Below are 21,700 nucleotides of genomic sequence, written 5' to 3' on the forward strand. Positions count from 1 at the left end.
GCTTCCACGGCAAGGCTGGTGCTTTCTTTGAAGCGGCCGCCCCAAGGCTTGTCGGACATGGTAACTCCAGAATGTTTTAGACCCGCTCGGAGCGGAACAGAAACCCCGGCCGCCGGAGCGGCCGGGAAGAAAAAAGCGGAACGCGCCCTGCGTTGCGCGGACAGGGAAAAGCGAAGCCCGGCCGCGACCGGCCCGCCCTCCTTTCGGAAAACAGGCCGGAGGAATTCCCCCGGCCTGTCGTCGAACTACTTCAGGAAGCGGCTCACGCGGTCGGCATAGCCGCGGATGCGCAGGCCCTGCAGACGGATGAAGCCGGCGGCGTCCTTATGATCGTAGGTAGCGCACTCTTCAAAGGTGGCAAGATCCTGGCAGTAGAGGCTGTGGGGAGAATAGCGACCCACGGGCCAGGCGTTGCCCTTGTAGAGCTTGAGACGCACTTCGCCGGTCACGCCGCGCTGCATCTGGTCGATGAGGGCCTGCATGGCTTCGCGTTCGGGCGAGAACCAGAAGCCGTTGTACACGGCAGCGGCGTAACGGGGAATGATGGTCTCACGGGTGGCAAGAGCCTCACGGTCAAGGCAGATGCCTTCGAGATCCTGATGGGCAATGTGCAGCACGGTGCCGCCGGGGGTTTCGTACACGCCGCGGCTCTTCATGCCGACAAAGCGGTTTTCCACCATGTCAAGACGGCCGATGCCGTGCTTGCCGGCAATCTTGTTCAGGCTCATGACCATTTCGCGGGGGGTGAGACGTTCGCCGTTCAGCGTGACGGCGTCGCCCTTCTCAAAGCCGATGGTGATGTATTCCGGTTCGTTGGGAGCCTGTTCCACAGGCACGGCCATCACATAGCTGTTCGGGCCGGGTTCTTCCCACGGATCCTCGAGTTCGCTGCCTTCAAAGGAGCAGTGCAGCATGTTGCGGTCCATGCTGTAGTGCTTATTGGAGGAATTGACCGGAATGCCGTGCTTTTCGGCAAAGGCGGTAAGCGCGGTACGGCTCATGAGATCCCATTCACGCCAGGGAGCGATGACCTGAAGATCGGGAGCCAGGGCGTTGATGGACAGCTCGAAGCGCACCTGGTCGTTGCCCTTGCCGGTAGCGCCGTGGGCGATGGCCACAGCGCCTTCCTGACGGGCGATTTCCACGAGACGCTTGGAAATGAGCGGACGGGCGATGGAAGTGCCCATGAGGTAGCGGCCTTCATATGTGGCGCCGGAACGCAGCATGGGATAAATGTAGTCGCTCGCGAACTCGTCGCGCAGGTCTTCGATGTAGGCCTTGGTGGCGCCGGTCTTGAGGGCCTTGGGTTCCACGCCGTCAAGATCGTCCTCCTGACCGAGGTCGGCGGTGACGGTAATGACTTCATAGCCGCGCTCGACAATGAGCCACTTGAGGATGACGGAGGTATCGAGACCGCCGGAGTACGCAAGGATAACTTTGTTGTTCTTAGCCATGACAAGACCTCACGGGCGCACGAGCCCATGGTTGACGGTTACTTCCCGCGGAGCGGAACGTTCTGCGGAGCATCGTGCCGTGCCGAGCACGGAGAATGCCGGCCGTTCTGCGGAAACGTTTGAAATACGGACCGCGCCGGGAGAAAACCGACGCGGAAGAAACTTTCTTGTAGAAAGATTATCCCTCTTTGTAAAGTCCCGAACCGCGCGGGTCGTACCGCGTTTCGACGAAAAAGGGGCCGCCCTTTCCGCCGAAGGAAAAGGACGGCCCGCCAAAGCGCGCGAGGCGGCCCGGATGCGGACTACTTCAGCACGCCGACTTCCTTGTAGTACTTCGCCGCGCCGGGATGAAGCGGAATGCCGGCGAGGTCGGTGACGGCGCCTTCAAGGGAGATGTCCTTCATGACGGCGTGGGACTTCTTCACGATCTCCTGATTTTCCCAGAAGCACTTGGTAATGTCATACACCACGTCTTCAGGCAGAGAGGCGTCGGTAATGAGGATCATCTTGACGGCAGTGGTCTGCACGGCCTTGTCCTGATCGGGATAGGTTCCGGCGGGAATCTGGAACTTGGCGTACCAGGGATAATCCTTGCTGAGCTTCTCGAAGGTGGCGTCGTCGATGTTCACGAGACGGCCGTCGGCGGTGGCGCACATTTCGGACACGCCGGCGTTGGGCAGACCGGCCATGATCCAGGTACCGTCGAGCTGCTTGTTGCGCATGAGGTCACCGGCTTCGGCGGGCCCCACGTACTGAGGCTTGATGTCGCCGGGATACTTGAGACCGGCGGCGGCAAAATGCACCTGGGTTTCACCGATGGTGGTGCCGCCGGCCACGCCGGGAGCGAAGACCTTGCCCTTGAAGTCCTTCAGGGAATTCACATTGCTGTCGGCGCGGGCAATGACCTGATTGGGGTTGTAGTAGAGACCGGCGATGATGCGCACGTCGGGATAGGCATGGCCCTTGAACATATCGAGGCCCTTCATGGCCTGATAGGTGATGCTGGTAATGGCGAAGGACACCTGAGCGTCCTTTCTGCTGAGAAGCTGAAGGTTCTGCACGCCGCCCTTGGAGGACTGCACGCTGGCCTTCACGTAAGGAAGTTTGGTGCTCCACAGATTGCCGAGGGCCGCGCCGATGGGATACAGCGTGCTGGTCGTGGCCGCGGTGGGAATGCTGATGGTCACGGGCGCATGATCGGCGGCTTTTGCCTGAACGCCGCCGAAGAGCATGGACACGGCCGCCATCATGGAAAGAAGGACTTTACCGTACATAATCACTCCTGAACCTGTTGAAAGTTGTCCTTCCCCCGGAAGGAGGAAGGAGAAAAGCCGAAAATCAGCCCGCCGTTGCCTCGGAGCCTTCCGCCCGCCGTCTCTGCGTCGTGGAACGACGATTGAGCGCCGCAGCCGCAAGAATGACGGCAATGCCTATGGCGTCGGTGGAGAGACCCGGATCAATGGTAAGCACCGCACCTGCGATGAACATGAGGCTCTGCACGATGGTACAGGGACCGAAGAGCCAGCGTTCAAGGCCCACGGCCAGGGCGCACACGCCGAAACTTGCGGTAATGAAGGCCCACACCGTGGCCAGTCCGGGATTGGAGGAGCTGTAGAGCAAAAGCGGATTATTGAGGAAGAAGAACGGGAGGATGAAGCCCGTGAGTCCCAGCCGTACGGCAATGAGGGAGGTCTTCGTCTCGTTGGAGTTGGCGATGCCCGCAGCCACGTAGGAAGACATGGCGACCGGCGGCGTAATGTTGGAGAGGCAGGCGTAGAAAAGGCAGAACATATGGGCGGACATGGGCTGCACGCCCACGCCGGTGAGCACGGGCACGGCCACGGCGGCAACGATGACGTAGGCGGCAACGCCGGGCACGCCCATGCCGAGAATGGTGCTCATGACCATGACGAACACGCCGCCGAGGTAGAGCTGCCCTTCGCCCACGTACTTGAGCACCTGGAAGCCGAAGGTGAGACCGAGGCCGGTGAGGGACACGGAACCTATGATGATGCCGATGATCACGCAGGAAACGCCCACGCCCACGGCGCCCCTGGCGCCTTCCTCAAGAGCCTGAAGAATTCGCTTCGGGCCCATGCGGGTTTCCCTGGAGAGCCAGGAGGCCACGACCGTAGCGAAAATGGCCATGGCGGCGGCAAAAAGCGGCGTGTAGCCCATAAGCATGATGACCATGAGCACCACAAGGGGAATGATGAGATGCCCGCGCTTTTTGATGACCTTGACGGCGTCGGGGATATATTCTTTGGAAAGGCCCTTGAGTCCCAGCTTTCTGGCCTCGAAGTGCACGGCCATGATGAGGGCGAGATAGTAGAGGAAGGCGGGAATGGCCGCGGCGAGCATGACCTTGGTGTAGCTCACGCCGAGAAATTCCGCCATGATGAAGCCCACCGCGCCCATGATGGGCGGGGCGAACTGTCCGCCCGTGCTGGCCACGGCTTCCACGGCCCCGGCAAACTCGGCCTTGTAGCCGGTCTTCTTCATGAGGGGAATGGTGATGGCGCCCGTGGTGGCCACGTTGGCCAGAGCGCTGCCGTTGATCATGCCCATGAGGGCGCTTGCAATGACGGAAACCTTGGCCGGGCCGCCCGCAGTGCGCCCCACCAGCGTGAGCGCCAGATCATTGATGAACTCGCTGAAGCCGCTGATGCGCAAAAATGCGCCGAACAGCACGAAAAGGAAGACGTACGTGGCCGAAACGCCCACGCCCACGCCGAGAAGCCCCTGACTGCCCCAGAACATATGATCCATCACGCGGGTGAGCGAGAAGCCCACGTGGCCGAAGGCTCCGGGCAGATACTTGCCGAGAAAGGTGTAGGCCAGAAAAATAAGCGCGAGCACGGCGAGGTTGGGCACCACGCGCCTTGCGCATTCAAAGGCCACGAGCACGCCTATGCCCGCCACCACGTAATCCTGCGTGGTGAACCAGCCGCCGCTCATGGCGATGGCGTCATAGTGCAGTATGAGATAGCCGAAGGCGTACAGGCTCGCGCCCACGCACACAAGATCCCACAGCGTGGGCAGACTTCTCACCCTCTTTTCGCGGCGCAGCGCCGGATACATGAACGAGGCGAGCACCAGCAGAAAAATGATGTGGAACGAACGCAGCTTCATGGCGTCCATGGTAGCGAACACGGACGCGTACAGCTGAAAGAGAGAAAACGCCACGCAGATGACGGCCACAACTCTGGCAAACACGCCGTGGAACTGCCGCGTTCTCGATTCGCTGTCCTTTTCCTCCACCAGAGCCTGCGCCCTGGCCTGTTCTTCCGCGCTGGCGACAATATCTCCCGATGCCGTCGTCACCACGGATTCCTGATCCATACTCTTGTCCATCAAAACCACCTGAGGAAAAATTTGCGGCGCAGCGTCCTGACCAGCAGCAGACGCGACCCCTCTGTTGTCTAACGACCGCAGGGGCACGCTGTCAAGACGCCGTTCCGGAAAACAACGGCTCAGCGGGCGGAACGCGCCTCGCTGCACTCGTCGACAAGATAAAGAACGTTGCGGTACGGCAGACCGCCGTGCAGGGTAAGGCCGACCTCGCAGGTGCGCGACGTGCTGAAGGCCGCCTCGCAGCCCGCCACCTTGTCCCGGAGTCCGGCCAGGGCGGCGGCGTTGAGCTCGGGCCTGGAAAAGCCCTTGTCTCCGGCAAATCCGCAGCAGTAAATGCCGTCGGGCAGCACCACGTTGCGCGAGCACAGGCGGGCCACGGCCAGAAGAGCGTCAACAAGGCCTATGCTCCGCGTGGAGCAGGTGGCGTGCACGGCTATGCGACCGTATTTCTGCCGGAAATGCAGCCTGTCCGCGAGAAAGCGAAGCGTGAACTCCACGGGCTCGTACAGCGACAGCCGGGAGTCGAGCGTCTTTTTCATGCGCGCAAGGCATGGACTCGTGTCGCACATCACCGGCCAGCGGCCGTTTTCCGAGGCTTCCAGAAGCGCCGCGTCGAGAGAGGCGGCGCATTCGTCGGCCTGCTCCTTCATGCCCTTGGTTTCAAAGGCCTTGCCGCAGCAGAGCGTTTCCACGCGGCGGGGAATGACGGCCTCGTAGCCCGCCTTTTCCAGCAGGCGGAGGGCCACGTCCATGAGCGGTTCCACGCGGCGGCCGGAATCTCCGGCATAGCCCATGCTGCGTACGGCGCAGGAGGGAAAGTACACCACCTTTTCCGCGCGCTTCGCACGGGGCGCAGGCACGGCCGAAGAGCCCGCAAGGCCCACCTGCACAAGATCGGGCACCGTCATGCCCGTGAGCTTCTTCGCCGGAACGCCGGTCTTCTGCGCCATGTCGTGCCCGAGAATTCTGTGCGTCGCGTACGCCGCGTCAAGCCCGAGGGACAGTGCGCGCGACACGGGAGCAATGTGTCCGGCCACGAAGGAGGCGGCCTTTTTCTCCCGATCCGTCAGATTCTCGTGCCTCAAATGCCGCATGAATCCCGCCACGTCTATGCCGAGGGGACAGCGCGTGGAACAAAGCCCGTCCGTAGCGCAGAGCTCAACGCCCATGGTGCGGAAGAACTCCTTCCATTCCGCGGCCTGCCTTTCATCACCGGCCTGCTCCAGGGCGGCTATGGCACGCAGGGCATAAATGCGCTGTCTCGGACTGAAGCCTGTGCGGGCCGAGGGACACACGGCCTCGCAGAAGCCGCAGTCCACACACAGATCGACGCCCCGCCCTACGGCTCCCACGAACTTGAGACCTTCAAGATGGCAGCGCTCGCCGTCGTTCAAAAGACAGCCGCGGTTCAGGATGCCCGCCGGATCGAGCAGGCGCTTTGCCTCGAGCATCATGCCGTAGAGCGCATCGCCCCACTCTCTGCGCACGAAGGAGGCCACGGCCAGCCCCGTGCCGTGTTCGGCCTTGAGCGAGCCGTCAAGCGAAAGAATGAGCTCGGCCGCGCGCTCGATGAACGCACCGAGACGCTCCACTTCCGAAGCTTCGGAAAGTCTGAGCGGCACGGTACAGTGAAGATTGCCATGCAGGGCGTGACCGTTCACGCCGCAACGGTGAACGCCGAGCTCCTGAAGAATGGCCACAATGCCGTGACTTGCTTCGGGCAGACGTTCGATGGGCACGCAGTAATCCTCCACGTAGGCGTACTCGGAAGGCAGACGCGTGCCCGCCATGGCGGGAAAAAGCGCGCGGCGAATGTTCCACAGCTTCTCGCACTCTTCGGTCGAGGTCACGAAGCCGAGACGCGCCCGGGGATGATGAACTTCAAGCAGCGCTTCAAGTTCCGCCATGTCGGCGGCGAGGGAGGCCTCATCGGCGGCCCTTGTTTCCACAAGCAGGGCACAGTTGTCGGAACTTTCGCCGTCGGGACGAAATTCCTGAGGAAATCCCGGAAGTTCCGCAAGGCCGCGAAGAGAAATGTCGTCCAGAAACTCACCGGCGTACAGGCCGCGGCAGGCGCGGATGTCGAGCACGGCGGCCATGGCGTCGTCCATGGAGGAAAAGAGCATCATGGCCGTACCCCGGCAGGGAAGCGCGGGCACGGTCTTCAGCGTGACGGAATAAATGAATCCGAGCGTGCCTTCCGAGCCCACGAAAAGATGCATGAGAATGTCGAGCGGATCTTCAAAGTCCGTGAAGGCGTTCAGCGCGTAGCCGCAGGTATTGCGTATGCTGAACTTGCGCCGCACCCTTTCCGCATCTGCGGGGGAGGCAAGAAGCCTTTCGCGCAGGGAAGAGAGCCCGGCAAGAAGCGCGGCGTGCGAGCTTCTGAAACGCCGTACGCTTGTTTCGTCGGCGGTGTTCACCCGTGTGCCGTCGGCAAGCACGAACTCCATGGCCTGAATGGAATGCCAGATGTTGTTCGCCACGGTGCAGCCGAGGCCGGCGGCGTTGTTGGCCGTCATGCCGCCTATGGTGGCGGAGGCTATGGAGGAGGGATCGGAAGAGATGAAGCGCCCGTAAGGCGCAAGCGCGGCGTTGATTTCTCCGCCCGTCACGCCGCAGCGGGCGCGGACAAGGAGCCCGTCGTCAAGCACGTCGATGCCGTGCCACGCCGGCCCGCGGAAGCGAACGGCCACGTCTTCGGCCACGCTCTGTCCGCTGAGGGAGGTTCCGGAGCCCCGGAACGTAAGGGAAACGCCGCAGGAAGCGGCACAGGAAAGGAGCTTTTCAAGCTCCTCGAGGGAAGTGATGTCGATGACGGCAAACGCACGGGGTTCAAAGGGACCGGCATCGACGGAAAAAATTCTTGCCGCCGCCCCGGTGTGCGTCTGCGACCAGGGCAGGAACTCCCGCACCTGATTCAAGAAAACCTGACTTTGCATGAAGACCTCTTGCTCTGCTTTCCTTTTGCCGGAAAGACGCGCCCGAAGGCGCTCCTCTGCCACGAGCCGCCCGCCGGACCGGGGCACATCCGAAAAAAGGAAGCGTCACAAAAGACCAGCCATGCAGCCCGCGCTTCACTCCGCCCTGCGTGCATAACCGGCCGCACGGCGCACATCTGAGACGCAGGGCCGAACATCGGCCCGCAGCGTCGTGCCACAGAAGACCGGACGCGGCCCTCTTCCCGGACAGATCTGCCCGGAAATCTTTTTACGGCCGCGAAAGACACGGAACCAGGATACAAAAAAGCCCCTTGCATTGCATGCAAGGGGCCGTTCTGCCACTGGTGGGTCACCGGAGACTCGAACTCCGAACCAATTGATTAAGAGTCAACTGCTCTACCAATTGAGCTAGTGACCCAGTGCATTTGAAGCGCAGAAAGAGTCATAGCCCCGAGGCCACCATTCGTCAAGAAAAATTTTGCCTTTTTCTGTAAAAAAGTTTAGCGTGCCTTTTCATGAAAAGGCTGCTGCGAATTTTTTGTCTCGTCTGGGTTCTCGTATCCGCGCTTCCCTTCCTTTTTAATGGGGACTCTGCCCGCGCGTCCGACGAGCCGCCCTACCGCTTTCTCACCGAATGGGCCAAGCTTTCCGCCGTGGACGGAAGACAGCTTCAGCCGTCCGTGGATAAAAACACGTCCATGGCGGTGCTGTGGCTCCTGCCTTCCGCAGGATACCATACCTATGCCCATGAAGCGGGCGATGAAGGCATACCTCTTACCGTGACGGTGCTCGCGGACGGAGAGCCGCTTCCCGAAAGCAAGGTGCAGGTGCACTACACCGCAGGCGACGAAGTGTCGCTGGCCGGCGGGGGAAAAAGCCGTCAGCTTTTCGACGCGGCACCGGTCTTTCTCGTCTTCCGGGAGAGCGAACCGCGCGCCGTGACGCTGGACATTTCCCTGCTGGCCTGTTCCGACCAGCACTGCCAGCCCGTGCACACGCGCATTCTGCTGCCCACCGCGCCGCCGGAACTTCCCAATGCCGCCGGACAGCCGTGGTTCAACGAGTTTCTTGCCAGCAAGGCCTGCTGCGGTGAAAATGCGGTACCGCCGGAAGTGCCTCCGGTAGCGGAAATGCCGGAAGAGAACACGGCCTCCCTGCGGCATGCCAATCTTCTTCCTGCCGCGCCCACGTCGGTGTTCAAGCGTCAGAGCGAGCACAGCATTGCGCCGATCCGCCCAGAGCCCACGTCGGTGCCCGTGCCTTCGTCCGCGCCCAGCCCGCGGGGATACGACTTCACGCCTCAGAATCTGGAAGGCAGCTTTCAGATAGACGGATGGTTCCGCGCCGTGGGTCTCGGCCTGCTTGCGGGTCTCCTGCTCAACTTCATGCCCTGCGTGCTGCCCGTGCTCACCATGAAGTTTTCCATGCTGCTCGACGCGGAAGAGGACTTTGAAAAACGGCGGCGCAGCATACGCGATCACACGCTGTTCTTTGCTGCGGGCATCGTCACGTGGTTCACCATTCTGGCCATCATTTCCGGTGTCACCGGCATATTGTGGGGTCAGCTCTTCCAGAGCAGCGAAGTCATCTTCCTCATGCTGCTCATCGTGTTCTGCATGGGTCTTTCCATGTTCGACGTGTTCCATCTGCCGGTGCTCGATCTGCAGAGCCATCACAGCTCCTCGCCGAGAATGCAGGCGTTCAGCACCGGCATGTTCACCACGCTTCTCGCCACGCCGTGCAGCGGCCCTCTGCTCGGCGGCGTGCTGGCCTGGGGCATTACCAAGCCGCTGCCCGTGCTCATGACCATATTTGCGGCCACGGGCGTGGGCATGGCCACGCCGTACGTGCTGCTGGCCTGCTTTCCGAGACTCATACGCTTTCTGCCGCGGCCCGGCTCGTGGCTCAGCGTTCTTGAACGCGTGCTCGGCTTTCTGCTCATGGGCACGGCCATCTATCTTTTCTCCCTGCTGCCGCCCGCTCTGCACGTGAAAACCCTCATCACCCTGCTCGTGGCCGCCACCACGGCATGGATATGGGGCCGATGGGGAAGTCTGCGCGGTTCCATCACAAGGCGGATGTTCCTCGGAGCCTTCGCCTTCGGGGCCATATTCCTTTCCGGATTCTGGGCCTTTCTGCCCGCACAGAAGGAAATCGTGCCGTGGGTGGAATTCTCCGAGGAAGAATTCCGGGCCAACATGGGTAAAAAGGCCATGATCGTGGAATTTACCGCCGACTGGTGCCCGACCTGCAAGGTGCTTGAACGCACCACGCTTGCCGCGCCCAATCTTCTGCCCGTGCTCGACCAGTACTCGCTTACGGCCGTGAAGGTGGACATGACCTTCAAAAACGCCTCCCATCAGGAGCTGCTCAAGGCGCTCAACAGCGCGAGCATCCCGCTTCTGGCCATTTTCCCGGAAGGAGACGGAGCCTCGCGGCCCGTCATTCTGCGGGACATCTACACGACAACCGACCTCCATCTTGCGCTGCGTCAGGCAAAAATCCCCCACAAGCGCATGGTGGAAATGCTCAACCCCGTGAAACTTCTCAGCGAACCCAGGGAATAGGCGGCTCATGCCCCCTTTTCCGCAACCCAAGAACACAGGTTTTTCATGAACACAGTCAAAACGCTTCCTGAATTCGCCACCCTTTCCGAACTGGAAATCAACGCCGCCCTCGACGCCTACGACGACTCCGTGGAAGAGGAACACTCCAGCTGCGGCGGCGGAGAAGAAAACGAACCCACGTCCGAAAGCCCCGTCGTGGCCGAGGTGTTCCGCCTCATCCGCGCCTATACCGACCGCATGAATGCGCTCATCGTGGAAGCGAAGGCCGAGAACAGGGAAATTTCCGAAAACTTCCTTGCCGAAATGTTCGCCTTCGAGCCCGAAGCTCCCATTGAACGCATTGCTTTCGACTTTGTCACCGACGCCGTGCTCGACGAGGAAGACGACGACGAAAAGGCGTAAGAGAGCATCCGCAGCTTTCACCGACCGGCCGGGGGAACCTCCCCCGGCTTTGTTGTCTCTGCCGCCCGGCCGGGGCGCAGCCCCATATCATCCCCGCCTTTTTCTCCGGCAGGGCGGATACGCTTCTCACGCACGTCACGCCGCGTGCAGAGCGCAAAAAAAGTCCGCCCGGAGTTCTTCCGAACGGACCTTTCCCTTCCGGCGGGGCTTCCGTGAAAACCCGCCGTTCCAACAGCACGGTCGGGCTCAAAAACGCTCTTTCTCGTGCAGGAAAAGCGTCCGCCCTCCTGCTGCCGAAATCAGCGGCGGATCTTCAAAAATGCCTCATTCACCACGTTCTGCGGATTCCCCTCGCGGAAACGACGTATGTTCTCCAGCGTGATGGACACGATGTTTCGCCGCGCCCCGTCGGTCATCCAGGCGATGTGCGGCGTGATGAGCGAATGCGGCGCGGAAAGAAGCGGATCGTCCATGGTCGGAGGCTCGCTCTCCAGAACGTCCGCACCGAAGCCGCCGAGCCTTCCTTCACGCAGGGCCTCGGCCACGTCTTCCCCCCGCACCACAGGGCCGCGAGAGGTGTTGATGAGCATTGCGCCCTTCTTCATGAGCGCAAGCGTCTCACGACACACGAGTCCGCGCGTCTCGTCGGTGAGCGGACAGTGCAGGGAAAGCACGTCCGATTCACGGAAAAGCTCCTCGCGGGACACGAAGGCAAAGGGCGCATAATCCGGCGCAGGCACGGGCCTGTGGGCGCAGGCCATGACCTTCATGCCGAAGGCATGGCCCAGCTCGGCCACTCTTCTGCCGAGGTTGCCGAAGCCGAAGATGCCCAGCGTCTTTCCCGTAAGCTCCACCTGCGGCGTGAGCGCATAGCAGAAATCCTCGCAGCGCGCCCAGTCGCCACGGCGCACGCTCTCGTCATGCAGCGCCGTGTGGCGGCACAGCTCCAGAATCAGGGCAAACGCGTGCTGCGCCACGGCGTCGGTGCCGTAGGCGGGAGTGTTGCACACCGCAATTCCCCTCGCTCCGGCCGCCTCGGAGTCAATGACGTTGGTGCCCGCTGCGGTCACGGCAATGCAGCGGAGCGTCGGCAGCGCGTCCATGAGCGCGGCGTCCATTACCGTCTTGTTCACCACGAGAACATCCGCCCCGGCCGAGCGTTCCAGCACCTTGTCCGCAGGCGTGCGGTCGTAGCAGACCCATTCGTCCGTCTCATCGGAAGCAGGCCACGGACTATCCATGCCTGCACGCAGGGTATGACCGTCAAGCACCACTATCTTCATGACGACTCCTTCCTGTTGTGTTTGAATCTCCCGTCCGCCCGTGCGGCGCACCGCCCGACACAAATTATGCGCCGAACTCGCCCCTCCATACATCAAAAACGCCGTTCCCGGCGCTCTGCGGACAGACCTTTCTTCTGCTTGTGCCACAGCAGAGGACTCCGCGCAAGTACCTCCGCAAACATGACGGATTCGGCGGCCAGTCTGCGCCGTCTTCGCAAGAATCTTCTCCTGTCCGGCACGACAGCCGAACACAGCGGCGACGCTGAGGCTGCGCCTGCCACGGCGGCCTGCGCGTCCCCGCGCCGCCGTGCTCCGCGCTTCGGCGCAAAAAAACGGAACAATGCGGAAAAACGCAGAATGCGCGCACTTGCGCCCCGCTTCTGCCTGCCCTATACTTGCCGAAAAATTTTTTGAAGGTGACCGTCCCATGAAATCCCTGACTCTTACCAGCATGCAGCTGCGCAGCCTCGTCATTTTCCGCAACATCCTTTCCGACCCCGTCATTTCCCGGCTTCAGAAGCTGCTCGACGCCGACTCCTCCGACACCGCCGCCTGCGTCGACGCCTACTGCGACTTTGCCGCCGAACTTTTCGCCCGCAGCGACGACCTGAGCGCCTATCTGCTGAACCTCATCATGGAAGACGAGAACATCTACATGCTGCAGAGCTGCGGCAGCACCCCCGTGTCCCCCTTCCTTGCCGAATGTCTTTCCCACGAGCTCGAGTTTCTCCAGAAGCTCGGCTCCTTCGACGGCCGCACCATCCGCGAGTCCCTCAGCTTTCAGGGCTTTCTGCCGAGCTGGAAGAACAGCACGCTCGATTTTGCCGCCGCCTACCATGAACGCATAGCCACCATTCATCAGAAAGGCTACGGCATCTTCGCCAAGTACCGCATGTTCACGGTAAAGGACGGCCATCTCGTGCCCGTGCGCCATCCCGATCCGCAGCGGCTCGACCAGCTCCCCGGCTACGAGCAGGAGCGCTCCAGGGTCATCGCCAACACCGAGGCCCTGCTTGCAGGCAAGCCCGCCAACAACGTGCTGCTCTACGGCGATGCGGGCACCGGCAAGAGCAGCACGGTGAAGGCCATCGTCAACGCCTACTGCGACAAGGGCCTGCGCCTCGTGGAAGTGAAGAAGAATCAGCTCTATCAGATCCCCGACATCACCGAGGCGCTTTCCCGCAATCCGCTCAAGTTCATCCTGTTCATCGACGACCTCAGCTTCAGCAGCAACGACAACGATTTTGCCGCCCTTAAAGCCATACTTGAAGGCAGCGTGAACGGCCACAGCGAAAACTTCGTGGTGTACGCCACGAGCAACCGCCGTCATCTCATCAAGGAAAGCTGGGACGACCGCTCGGGCAGCGACCTGCACGAAGGCGACACGCGGCAGGAACTCATGTCCCTGTCCGCACGCTTCGGCCTCACCGTCACGTTCTTCCGTCCCGACAAGGACCGCTATCTCGACATCGTGCACAAGCTCGCGGTCCAGTACGGCATCGACATGCCCGAGGAACAGCTCGACATCCGCGCCGAGGCCCACGCCACCCGCAGCGGCGGCCGCAGCCCGCGCGTAGCCAAGCAGTTCATCGAGCTGACCAAGGCCGGCATCAAATAGCCGGCGCACAGGGATCTACCGCCCCTTTTTACGAAAACACGGCCGGAGAAAGCTCTTCTCCGGCCATTTCCGCCTCTTATCTAAGGCGAACGGTCACAAGGCCCACGGCGTTCCTCGCTCTGCGACGGCGCCGCCTTTTTTCAGCAAAAGAATCCCGCTCTTTTCCGGGGTCCACGCCAACGAGGACAGCCATGAAACGACACCTCCTGCTTCTCTGCCTGACCGCCCTTCTGCCTGCCTGCAGCACCAGCACCACCTCAAGCGAGGTCACCTACGACGCTCAGGGACGGGAAGTCTCCAGCCGGACAACGAGCCAGAGCACGAACGACACGGCAGACAAGGCAAGAGAAATAGGCCGCGACGTGAAGGATGGCGTGGTTTCCGGCTACGAATGGACAAGAGACAGGACCATCGAAGGCTACGAGTGGGTCAAGGAAAAATCCGTGAAGGCCTACGACTCCATGAAGCAAAAATAGCACGCAGGGGGCCGTCGTGCCGCAGAAGGCACCACGGAGGCAGATCCAGAGAAGTCCCCGACGCCTCCTGTGCTCCTCTGCGTCGTCGTAGCTGCGCGGGGGGACGCCCCGGGCCGGAAGACCGCATTCAAAACCGCTCCGCGCCCCGCCTCATGTCGTGGCTGCATGGCAACGGCCCCGCATGAAGCGGAACGCTCCCGCTGCATTCATCGACGAGACAACGAACGTGCGGTACGGCAGAGTGCCGTGCGGAATAAGGCCGACCCCGCGGTATGCAACGAACTGAAGGCCGCCTTGCCGCCCGCCACCTTGTTCCGACTCCGGCCAGGCGGCGCTGAGCCCGGGCCTGGAAAACCCCGATACCTGCGCAGATTCCCCGGCCCGAGTCTCAGTTCTGCGGCAGCGCGAGCGCCCTTTCGAGGTCTTCGGCAAGGCGCAGGGTCTCGTGTGTACGTGCCTCCACGCCTGAACGCATCTTCTTGAGCACGTCGAGGTAGGCGCGCATGGCCGCGGTTTCTTCGGCCAGCACGGCAAGCGCAGGCACAAAGCCCTCGCTCACGGCTCTGCCGTATGCCGAGGTAAGGTCGTCGAGATTCTGGGTGAGCAGTTCTTCCAGGCGTCCGCGCTGACTTGTCACCCAGCGACGCACGGCTTCTTCCTTGCGCTCCATGAAGATGCGGCGGCAGCGCGACGGACTGCCGAGCTTCATGAGCGTCCAGACCACGCTTCCCACCACGGCCACAGGCAGCACGGCCCACCATCCCATGTTGCCGAGCACGATGCCGAGGCCCACGCCTCCGCCCCTGCGCAGGGCAAGGCCCACGGCCACAAGCCCCACCTTCTTCATGACGGAGTTTGCGTTCACGAGCCAGCGTTCCCGACCGAAGGGCACGTCGCCCATGGAACGCAGTTCCTCGTCGTCCACGGAAACGGCGTCGAGGCAGAGTACGGAGATTTCCCGCATCCGCTCCCCGAACTGGCGCAGCTTCTCGCTCCAGTCCTTCTGTACGTCGCGCCGCCCGGCAAGCAGCTCTTCCAGCGACTCGCGCGCGATGCGGGGCACGTCTTCCTCATCGAACTTCTTCCAGTTCTTCTGACGGAACATGCCGGTATAACCCAGGGAGTCGGCGTGTTTGTTTGCCGCGTCCATGATGCGCAGCACAATGTTCTCCTGCCAGCCGTCCAGCGCCCGTTCCTGCTCCTTGCGCCAGGCCTCCATGTCCACGGAGGCCGCGTTCACCACGGACCACGCCTGCGAGGAACAGTTGTTCATGGCATCTTCAAGCCTTGCCACGTGCGCGCCCAGAATCTTTTCATGCCGCTCGTCCGGAAGCCTTCCGAGCTCCCGCGCACGGAAGGCCTCCGCGCCGCGCCGCACGTTTTCCACAAGCTGCGCGCCGCGGCTGCGCAGACGCTCTTCATGCTCTCCGGCTCCGGCGTTCTTTTCGGCGGCGGCCCGCTCCACCAGCGCGCAGAGTTTCTGAAAATCCTGTCCGCCGCTTCGCCGTGGCCGGGAACAGCGCTGCTGCATGGCATCGCGTGCGTTCACTTCCAGAAGGCCGAGCACCTTCATGCCGCAGGAGGAGGCCGTGTCCATGAGAAGACGCGCCCGCTCCATGGCGCTTTTGCGGCTTGTCGGCTCGTTCAGCCTGTCTGCGCCCGTCATCACGCCGATGACCGCCGCCGCCCTGCCGGAACGCGCAAGCTGACGCAGAAGCTCCTGCTCCGACGACGATTCCGGACGGCGTGCGTCCATGACGAAAAGCAGACAGTCCGCGGCAAGACATTCCTCAAAGGCAAGATAGTTCTGCACGGGATCGGTGGCGTTGAGCCCGGGCGTGTCCACCAGCACAAGACCGTGCTTGAGCATGTCGGAAGGAATATGAGCCTCCACGCGGGAAGCAAAGAAGCTGCCCTTCTCATGCGCGGAAAGAAATTCCCGAAGCTGACCGGGCGAGCTCAGCACCTCGTCGTCCCGCGGCGGGAGCTGCCGCCTGAGCACTTCCAGCCTTTCGCAGAGTTCTTCGCTGTCGTCGCGCCCGCCGAAACATTCCACCAGCCGTGCGCATTCCTCCCCGGCAAGAAAACGAACGCGTCCGGAAAATTCTCTGCCCCAGCAAAAGCGCGCCACAGCCGCGGTTTCCGGCACGGACTCGCGCACGGGAGAATATTCCCCGCCGAGCAGCGCATTGACGAGCGAACTCTTGCCGCGCTTGCCCTCGCCCACGACCACCATGGTAAAGGGCTGTTCGGCCATGAGGTGACGCAGGTCCTCCAGCGCCCGGGCCGTTTCCATGTCGCCGTTCTCAAGCACCGCCATTTCAAGGGCCTCGGCGCTTTTTGCGGCGGCCTCAAAGCCCGGCGCAATGACCATGTCCCTGCGGGAGGGAGAAAACAGGGAAAACATCCGCTGCACGTTGAGCTCGCGCAGATAGCGCGCCGCCCCCTCGTACTGGCTGGCCGCAGAACTCGCCATGTCGGTGCACGCCGCTCCCGCCTCGGAAAGCATGGACGAAAGCGCGGCAAGCTGCCGCCTGAACGCGGGGGAAAGCAGCGGTTTCGGCTGCGGCCTGCGCTGGGCCACGCCGCCTTCCATGACGACGCCGCGCTCATCCTCCCCGTTCTCGCCGCCGAACAGACTTTCCCACGCGGCCACGCCCGGCAGAAGGCGCACGGTGCGGCCCAGACTTTCCATGACGCGACGGCGGCCCGCCACGTCTTCCGACAGCGCCCGGCACAGCACCGCCGCAAAGGCGGGAGAAAGCCGCTGCACGGCCGAAACAAACGCTTCCGCCTTCTCCGGCGGCAGCGCGGCGAGGTCTTCGGAAAGCCGGCGGTCGGCCTCAAGCTGTTCTGGCGCAAGCGGCTCCTTCAGAAGCGCCGCGTGAAAGCGCGTCTGAAGCACGAAGAAACGATGCTCCGCCTCCCCGCGCGCCGCTTCCGAAAGCGACTCCACATCCGGTGAAAACGCAGCGAGAAAAGCGTCCGTCGCCAGCTTCCAGGATTCCGGCGAAAGACGCCCGCCCTCCTGCGCGGCCGAGGCCAGAAGCACGATGAGTCGATCTTCCGACGAAAGCTCCGGCATTCCGGCGTCGGGAAGTTCCGGCATGATGCACGAGGCCGTCACGACCTGTTTTTCATCTAAAGTCTTTTCCATATGCGTCCGTCTTCAAAATCTTCAGGGACCCTTCCGGGAGGTTTTTCCATGGTAGCAGCGCAGAAGGCAACATGGCAAGCGTTCACGCGACGGACTCTTCGGCTCTGCCGTCTGGATGGCCTGCATCCTCTGCCGCACGCATTGCAAACCATCCCTCATTTTTCTTACCGCAGCCTTACGCGAAGGGGCAAAAAAGGCTTTTTTGCGCATCGTCACGACTTTCCGGACCGCTCCGGAAACTCCCCCTACTCCCCGGCCGGATTTCCGCCCCTCCGACCTGATGCCTGCGGACCAACGCCGACCGGTCCCGGCAGGAGCCCTGCAAGGCTTTTCCGCCCATGCCCGGACTCTCCTGGCACGCGCCTTCCCCCCGGCGCGCCTCCCCTTCAACCGCCGCTCTTCCCTTCTGCCGACCTTTGGGGCTCCGCCCCCTCCCGCCCTGCCTTCCGCCCCTCTCCCGCTCCGGCTCTTCCCGGGCTGCGTCCCCATCGCCCGCAGAGCGTCTTTTCCCAAAAACAAAGGCCCGGCCGTTCATGCGGAACTTTCCGCGCTGAACGGGCCGGACCCTGTCGGTCGAAAGGAATCCCGGACAGGACTCCTTTGCTCATGCGGGCGCAGGGCCCGCTTCTTTTCTTACTTGTGGTAGATCTTCACGAGATTGGTGCGGCGCTTCTGTTCGCCGGGAGCGTATTCGCCAGCGGTGATGACCACATCCTGTCCCATGGGGAACTTGCTGCTCGTGGCAATGAAGTTCTGCACGCGACGCAGATGGGAAATGCTGCTGTCGCTCACGGGAATGAAGTAGGGCTGCACGCCCCACACGAAGTTGAGGGCATGTTCCACCACAGAGTTGGAAGTCAGCGCGTAGACGGTCTGGGCGGGACGGCATTCGGCGAGCATGCGGGCCGCGCCGCCGGTCACGGAATGGGCCACGATGGCGCAGGCGTTCTCGGTTCTGGCGAGCAGGCAGGCCGTGTAGGCGAGGAAGCGGGAGGTATCCTTCTCGTCCTTGGGAGGTTCGAGACGACGGGTGGCGAGCAGATACTTTTCGGCTTCATCGGTGATCTTGCGCATGTAGCGCACGGCCTCGATGGGATAGCTGCCGGCGGCGGTCTCGTCGGAGAGCATGACGCAGTCCGCACCGTCGAGCACGGCGTTGGCCACGTCGGTCACCTCGGCGCGGGTGGGCACGGGGGTGTTGACCATGGAGAGAAGCATCTGGGTGGCCACGATGACGGGCTTGCCTGCGCGGTTGCAGGTGTGGATGATGTGCTTCTGCAGGGCGGGAAGCTCGGGCATGGGGCATTCCACGCCGAGGTCGCCGCGGGCCACCATGATGATGTCGGTGGCGGCCACGATTTCGTCGAGGTTCTCCACGGCGGCGTTCTGGCGTTCCAGCTTGGCCACCACGGGAATGTCGTCACGGCCGTAGGAATGGAGCAGCGCCTTTATCTGATGCACGTCCTCCACGGTCTGCACGAAGGAAATGGCCACGGCATCCACGCCGAGTTCCATGCCGAGGGCCAGCTTTTCGCGGTCCTGCTCGGTAATGGCAGGCAGAGCCAGAGACTTGCCGGGCAGAGCCAGACCCTTGCGGGAAGAAATGGCGCCGCTTTCCTCGGCGGACATGATGAAGCGCTCGTTCTCCACCTTTTCTTCAACGCGGAAGCGCAGGCCGCCGTCGGCGAGCACCAGGGTGTCGCCGGGCACAAGGGCGGCAAGAATGCGGGGATGGTCGAAGGGAATGAAGGGAAGCTCTTCCTTTTCACGGCGTTCACGGCCGAGGATGAGCTTGTCGCCGCGATTCAGCTCAATGCGACCTTCGGGAAGAATGCCGATGCGGATCTTGGGACCGGGCAGATCCTGCATGATGGTCAGCGGACGGCCGCATTCCTTTTCGATTTCGCGGATGTTGGAAACCACGCCGCGGAAGAAGTCGGGATCGCCGTGGGAGAAGTTGAGGCGGAATACGGAAACGCCCGCGTCGGCCAGCTGGGCGAGCTTTTCACGATCGCAGCTGGCGGGGCCGATGGTGGCAACAATTTGGGTACGCATAAAAATTCCTTTCCTTAAAAGACGGATGACGGACTCTGCCTTGCAGGGAGGAAAAACCCGCTTTCCGCCCTCTCGCGCCCGTCGCTGTGCGGGCATTCTGCCCTTTTTTCCGGAAAAAGTCGAGAGCGGACGTCACCTCCCCCCGCAGGGGAGCCGCTTTTTCCTCTGTTGTACCGCCGGTCACACCGGACGAAAAAGCGGAACATTCCTGTAACACTTCTGATTTTCCGAGTTATTTTCACACGTTGTCACGTACATTCCCGCTTTTAGCCTTGACAGTTTTCGTTTTATGGGCAAAAAGTGGGAAAAAGTGGCAGAAAGTGGAACAAGCATGGTTTTCCGAGGCAGATACCCGCGCAGTCTCGATTCAAAAGGCCGCCTGATGCTACCGCCGGAATTCCGCGACGCCATGGCCCTCAGGGGTGGGGCGCGCGCGGCGGAAGGCGGAGCTTCGTCGTCCGCGCCTGCGGCGGGAACCTTCGTGCTCACCACCTACGACGGATGCCTCGTGGCCTTCTCGTGGGACGACTGGGTGGAGCTGGAAGAAAAGTTCATGCGCATTCCCAATCCGTCGCCGAAGGTGCGCGCCTTCCGCCGTCTGGTCATAGGCGGCGCGGAAACGCACACTCCCGACGCGCACGGCCGCATTCTGCTTTCCGCCGATCACCGTGCCTACGCGGGCCTCGACAGGGAAGCCACCCTGCTCGGCCTCGTGGCGCGCTTTGAAATCTGGAACCCCGCCCCTCTGCGTGCCTCCATGGCGTCCGACAATCTGGAAGGCGTCACGGAGGAGCTCGCCGCAAGCGGCATAGACTTTTCCCTTTAGCCTGCCTTTTTCCGCCATGGTTCGTCATACGCCGCAACACGATTCCGTCACCGCAAAAAACGCCCGTCACGTATCCGTGCTTCTCAACGAAGTGCTGGATGCTCTTGCGCCGCGCCAGGGCGGCCGCTATCTCGACGGCACGCTCGGACTTGCCGGACATTCCTCGGCGCTCATGGAACGCGCGGAGGGCAAGGCCTTCCTCTGCGGACTGGACAGAGATCCGCAGGCGCTTGAGCGTGCGGCGGAGCGTCTTGCCCCCTACGGTGAGAACTGCCGCCTCTTTGCGCTGGAATACGCCTCCTTTGCCGACGCGCTGGACGCTCTCGGCTGGGCCACGATAGACGGCGCGCTGCTCGACATCGGCGTGTCCTCGCTTCAGCTCGACGTGACGGAGCGCGGCTTTTCCCTGCACGGCGACGCGCCGCTCGACATGCGCATGGACATGGGAAGCCTTTCCCCGGCCGGAAGAGAACCGTGGACGCAGTCGGCCCGCACCGTGGTGAACATGGCCGACGTGCACACGCTTCGCCGCATCATCGAGACCTACGGCGAAGACCCGCAGGCGCCGCGCATAGCCCGCGCCATTGTGGACGCGCGTCAGAAGGGGCCCATAGAGACCACGGGACAGCTTGCGCAGATCGTGTGGCACGCCTATCCCGTCAAATGGCGCAGCGAAGCGCGCAATCATCCCGCCACGCGCACATTTCAGGCCATACGCATGGTCGTCAACGACGAATTAGGACAGCTCGAACGTTTTCTCGACGCCATTCTTCCCCGCCTTTCCACGGGCGGAAGACTGGCCATCATCACGTTCCACTCTCTGGAAGACCGCATAGTCAAGCAGCGGTTCAGACAGTGGAGCACCGACTGCCTCTGCCCGCCGCACCTGCCGCGCTGCGTGTGCGGACATCACGCGGAGGTCGCGCTTCTCACAAAGAAACCCATCGTCCCGGGGAGGGACGAAATCGTCATGAACCCGAGAGCCGGCAGCGCAAAGCTTCGCGTCGTGGAGAAGCTGCCGCCGTTTGAAAAGGAGCTGTCATGAATTCCCACACCGCCACGCTCGGTTCCGGAGGCTGGTTCCTCATGCTGATTGTCTCCATTCTGTTCAGCCTGATCATGGGCGTCGCCCTTACCTGGCTGAGCATAGACCGCAGCGACACCGCCTACACCATTCAGAAAATGCAGCGCCAGACCGAATCTGCGCGCGCCCACGTGGCCAAGCTTGAAGTGGAACGCGACAGCCTGCTTTCTCCCTACGTTCTCGGCAAGACTGCCGAACAGCTCGGCATGAGCATGGCCGATCCCGGCCAGATACGCCGTCTCAAACCCCCCAGCCAAGACTAGCGAATGCGCCCGAACAGTTCTTCCTCCTCGTCTTCCCGGCTCACGGGAAGACGACGCCTCAATCGTCGCATAGCCCAGAATCAGCCCTCCGCCTCCCAAGGCAAAGGGCTGTTCTCGCGCTTGCGCGCGCGCTGGAACTGGCTCATCGGGCAGCGCTTTCACTATGCGGCCGTCCTCTTCGTGGTGTGCTGGCTGGTTGTGTGGTTCCCCGCCTTCGAG

At 62.3% G+C, this 21,700-nt stretch carries 15 protein-coding genes and 1 tRNA gene; 8 read left to right on the forward strand and 8 right to left on the reverse strand.

What is annotated here, in order from left to right:
* Nucleotides 1-245: 245 nt before the first annotated feature.
* The 5 genes from Q0J81_RS06560 to Q0J81_RS06580 form a co-directional block, all read right to left on the reverse strand.
* The gene (locus tag Q0J81_RS06560; RefSeq protein ID WP_294446707.1) at nucleotides 246-1,454 is read right to left on the reverse strand and encodes an argininosuccinate synthase; all 1,209 of its coding nucleotides are present in this window, start codon (nucleotides 1,452-1,454) and stop codon (nucleotides 246-248) included.
* A 302-nt stretch (nucleotides 1,455-1,756) separates the two neighbouring features.
* Complete coding sequence (locus Q0J81_RS06565; RefSeq protein WP_294446708.1) at nucleotides 1,757-2,728, reverse strand: TAXI family TRAP transporter solute-binding subunit; 972 nt, start codon at nucleotides 2,726-2,728, stop codon at nucleotides 1,757-1,759.
* 64 nt (nucleotides 2,729-2,792) lie between these two features.
* Complete coding sequence (locus Q0J81_RS06570; RefSeq protein WP_294446710.1) at nucleotides 2,793-4,796, reverse strand: TRAP transporter permease; 2,004 nt, start codon at nucleotides 4,794-4,796, stop codon at nucleotides 2,793-2,795.
* Between the two features lie 131 nt (nucleotides 4,797-4,927).
* Nucleotides 4,928-7,750: an FAD-binding and (Fe-S)-binding domain-containing protein gene (locus Q0J81_RS06575; protein ID WP_294446711.1), complete on the reverse strand. Its 2,823-nt coding sequence runs from the start codon at nucleotides 7,748-7,750 to the stop codon at nucleotides 4,928-4,930.
* A 342-nt stretch (nucleotides 7,751-8,092) separates the two neighbouring features.
* Nucleotides 8,093-8,168, reverse strand: a tRNA-Lys gene (locus tag Q0J81_RS06580).
* 97 nt (nucleotides 8,169-8,265) lie between these two features.
* Here Q0J81_RS06580 and Q0J81_RS06585 point away from each other — a divergent pair.
* Nucleotides 8,266-10,317: a cytochrome c biogenesis protein CcdA gene (locus Q0J81_RS06585; RefSeq protein ID WP_294446712.1), complete on the forward strand. Its 2,052-nt coding sequence runs from the start codon at nucleotides 8,266-8,268 to the stop codon at nucleotides 10,315-10,317.
* A 45-nt stretch (nucleotides 10,318-10,362) separates the two neighbouring features.
* The gene (locus Q0J81_RS06590; RefSeq protein WP_294446713.1) at nucleotides 10,363-10,719 is read left to right on the forward strand and encodes a hypothetical protein; all 357 of its coding nucleotides are present in this window, start codon (nucleotides 10,363-10,365) and stop codon (nucleotides 10,717-10,719) included.
* Between the two features lie 299 nt (nucleotides 10,720-11,018).
* On the opposite strand, the gene Q0J81_RS06595 is transcribed toward Q0J81_RS06590, so the two are convergent.
* Nucleotides 11,019-12,002 carry a D-2-hydroxyacid dehydrogenase gene (locus tag Q0J81_RS06595; protein ID WP_294446714.1) on the reverse strand — a complete coding sequence of 328 codons (984 nt, stop codon included), beginning with the start codon at nucleotides 12,000-12,002 and terminating at the stop codon, nucleotides 11,019-11,021.
* 427 nt (nucleotides 12,003-12,429) lie between these two features.
* Here Q0J81_RS06595 and Q0J81_RS06600 point away from each other — a divergent pair, with 427 nt between their 5' ends.
* Both Q0J81_RS06600 and Q0J81_RS06605 read left to right on the forward strand, forming a co-directional pair.
* The gene (locus tag Q0J81_RS06600; RefSeq protein WP_294446715.1) at nucleotides 12,430-13,620 is read left to right on the forward strand and encodes an ATP-binding protein; all 1,191 of its coding nucleotides are present in this window, start codon (nucleotides 12,430-12,432) and stop codon (nucleotides 13,618-13,620) included.
* 191 nt (nucleotides 13,621-13,811) lie between these two features.
* Nucleotides 13,812-14,096, forward strand: coding sequence for a hypothetical protein (locus tag Q0J81_RS06605; RefSeq protein ID WP_294446716.1), 285 nt, complete (start codon nucleotides 13,812-13,814; stop codon nucleotides 14,094-14,096).
* A 388-nt stretch (nucleotides 14,097-14,484) separates the two neighbouring features.
* Here the strand turns inward: Q0J81_RS06605 and Q0J81_RS06610 are convergent, their stop codons facing one another.
* The gene (locus Q0J81_RS06610) at nucleotides 14,485-17,253 is read right to left on the reverse strand and encodes a dynamin family protein (RefSeq protein WP_294446718.1); all 2,769 of its coding nucleotides are present in this window, start codon (nucleotides 17,251-17,253) and stop codon (nucleotides 14,485-14,487) included.
* 633 nt (nucleotides 17,254-17,886) lie between these two features.
* The gene (pyk, locus tag Q0J81_RS06615) at nucleotides 17,887-19,308 is read right to left on the reverse strand and encodes a pyruvate kinase (protein ID WP_294446719.1); all 1,422 of its coding nucleotides are present in this window, start codon (nucleotides 19,306-19,308) and stop codon (nucleotides 17,887-17,889) included.
* Nucleotides 19,309-19,639: 331 nt separating this feature from the next.
* On the opposite strand from pyk, the gene Q0J81_RS06620 reads away from it, so the two are divergent.
* From Q0J81_RS06620 to Q0J81_RS06635, 4 genes are all read left to right on the forward strand, one after another.
* The gene (locus Q0J81_RS06620; protein WP_294446721.1) at nucleotides 19,640-20,134 is read left to right on the forward strand and encodes a division/cell wall cluster transcriptional repressor MraZ; all 495 of its coding nucleotides are present in this window, start codon (nucleotides 19,640-19,642) and stop codon (nucleotides 20,132-20,134) included.
* Between the two features lie 16 nt (nucleotides 20,135-20,150).
* Nucleotides 20,151-21,179 carry a 16S rRNA (cytosine(1402)-N(4))-methyltransferase RsmH gene (gene rsmH, locus Q0J81_RS06625; protein ID WP_294446722.1) on the forward strand — a complete coding sequence of 343 codons (1,029 nt, stop codon included), beginning with the start codon at nucleotides 20,151-20,153 and terminating at the stop codon, nucleotides 21,177-21,179.
* Entirely contained in the window at nucleotides 21,176-21,481 is a 306-nt protein-coding gene (locus Q0J81_RS06630; protein WP_294446723.1) for a hypothetical protein, read from the forward strand. The genes rsmH and Q0J81_RS06630 overlap by 4 nt, the downstream gene beginning before the upstream one ends.
* A gap of 3 nt (nucleotides 21,482-21,484) precedes the next feature.
* The coding region (locus Q0J81_RS06635) for a hypothetical protein (protein WP_294446724.1) at nucleotides 21,485-21,700 on the forward strand (216 nt) is incomplete at its 3' end.

Source organism: uncultured Mailhella sp., assembly GCF_944324575.1.
Classification (GTDB): Bacteria; Desulfobacterota; Desulfovibrionia; order Desulfovibrionales; family Desulfovibrionaceae; genus Mailhella.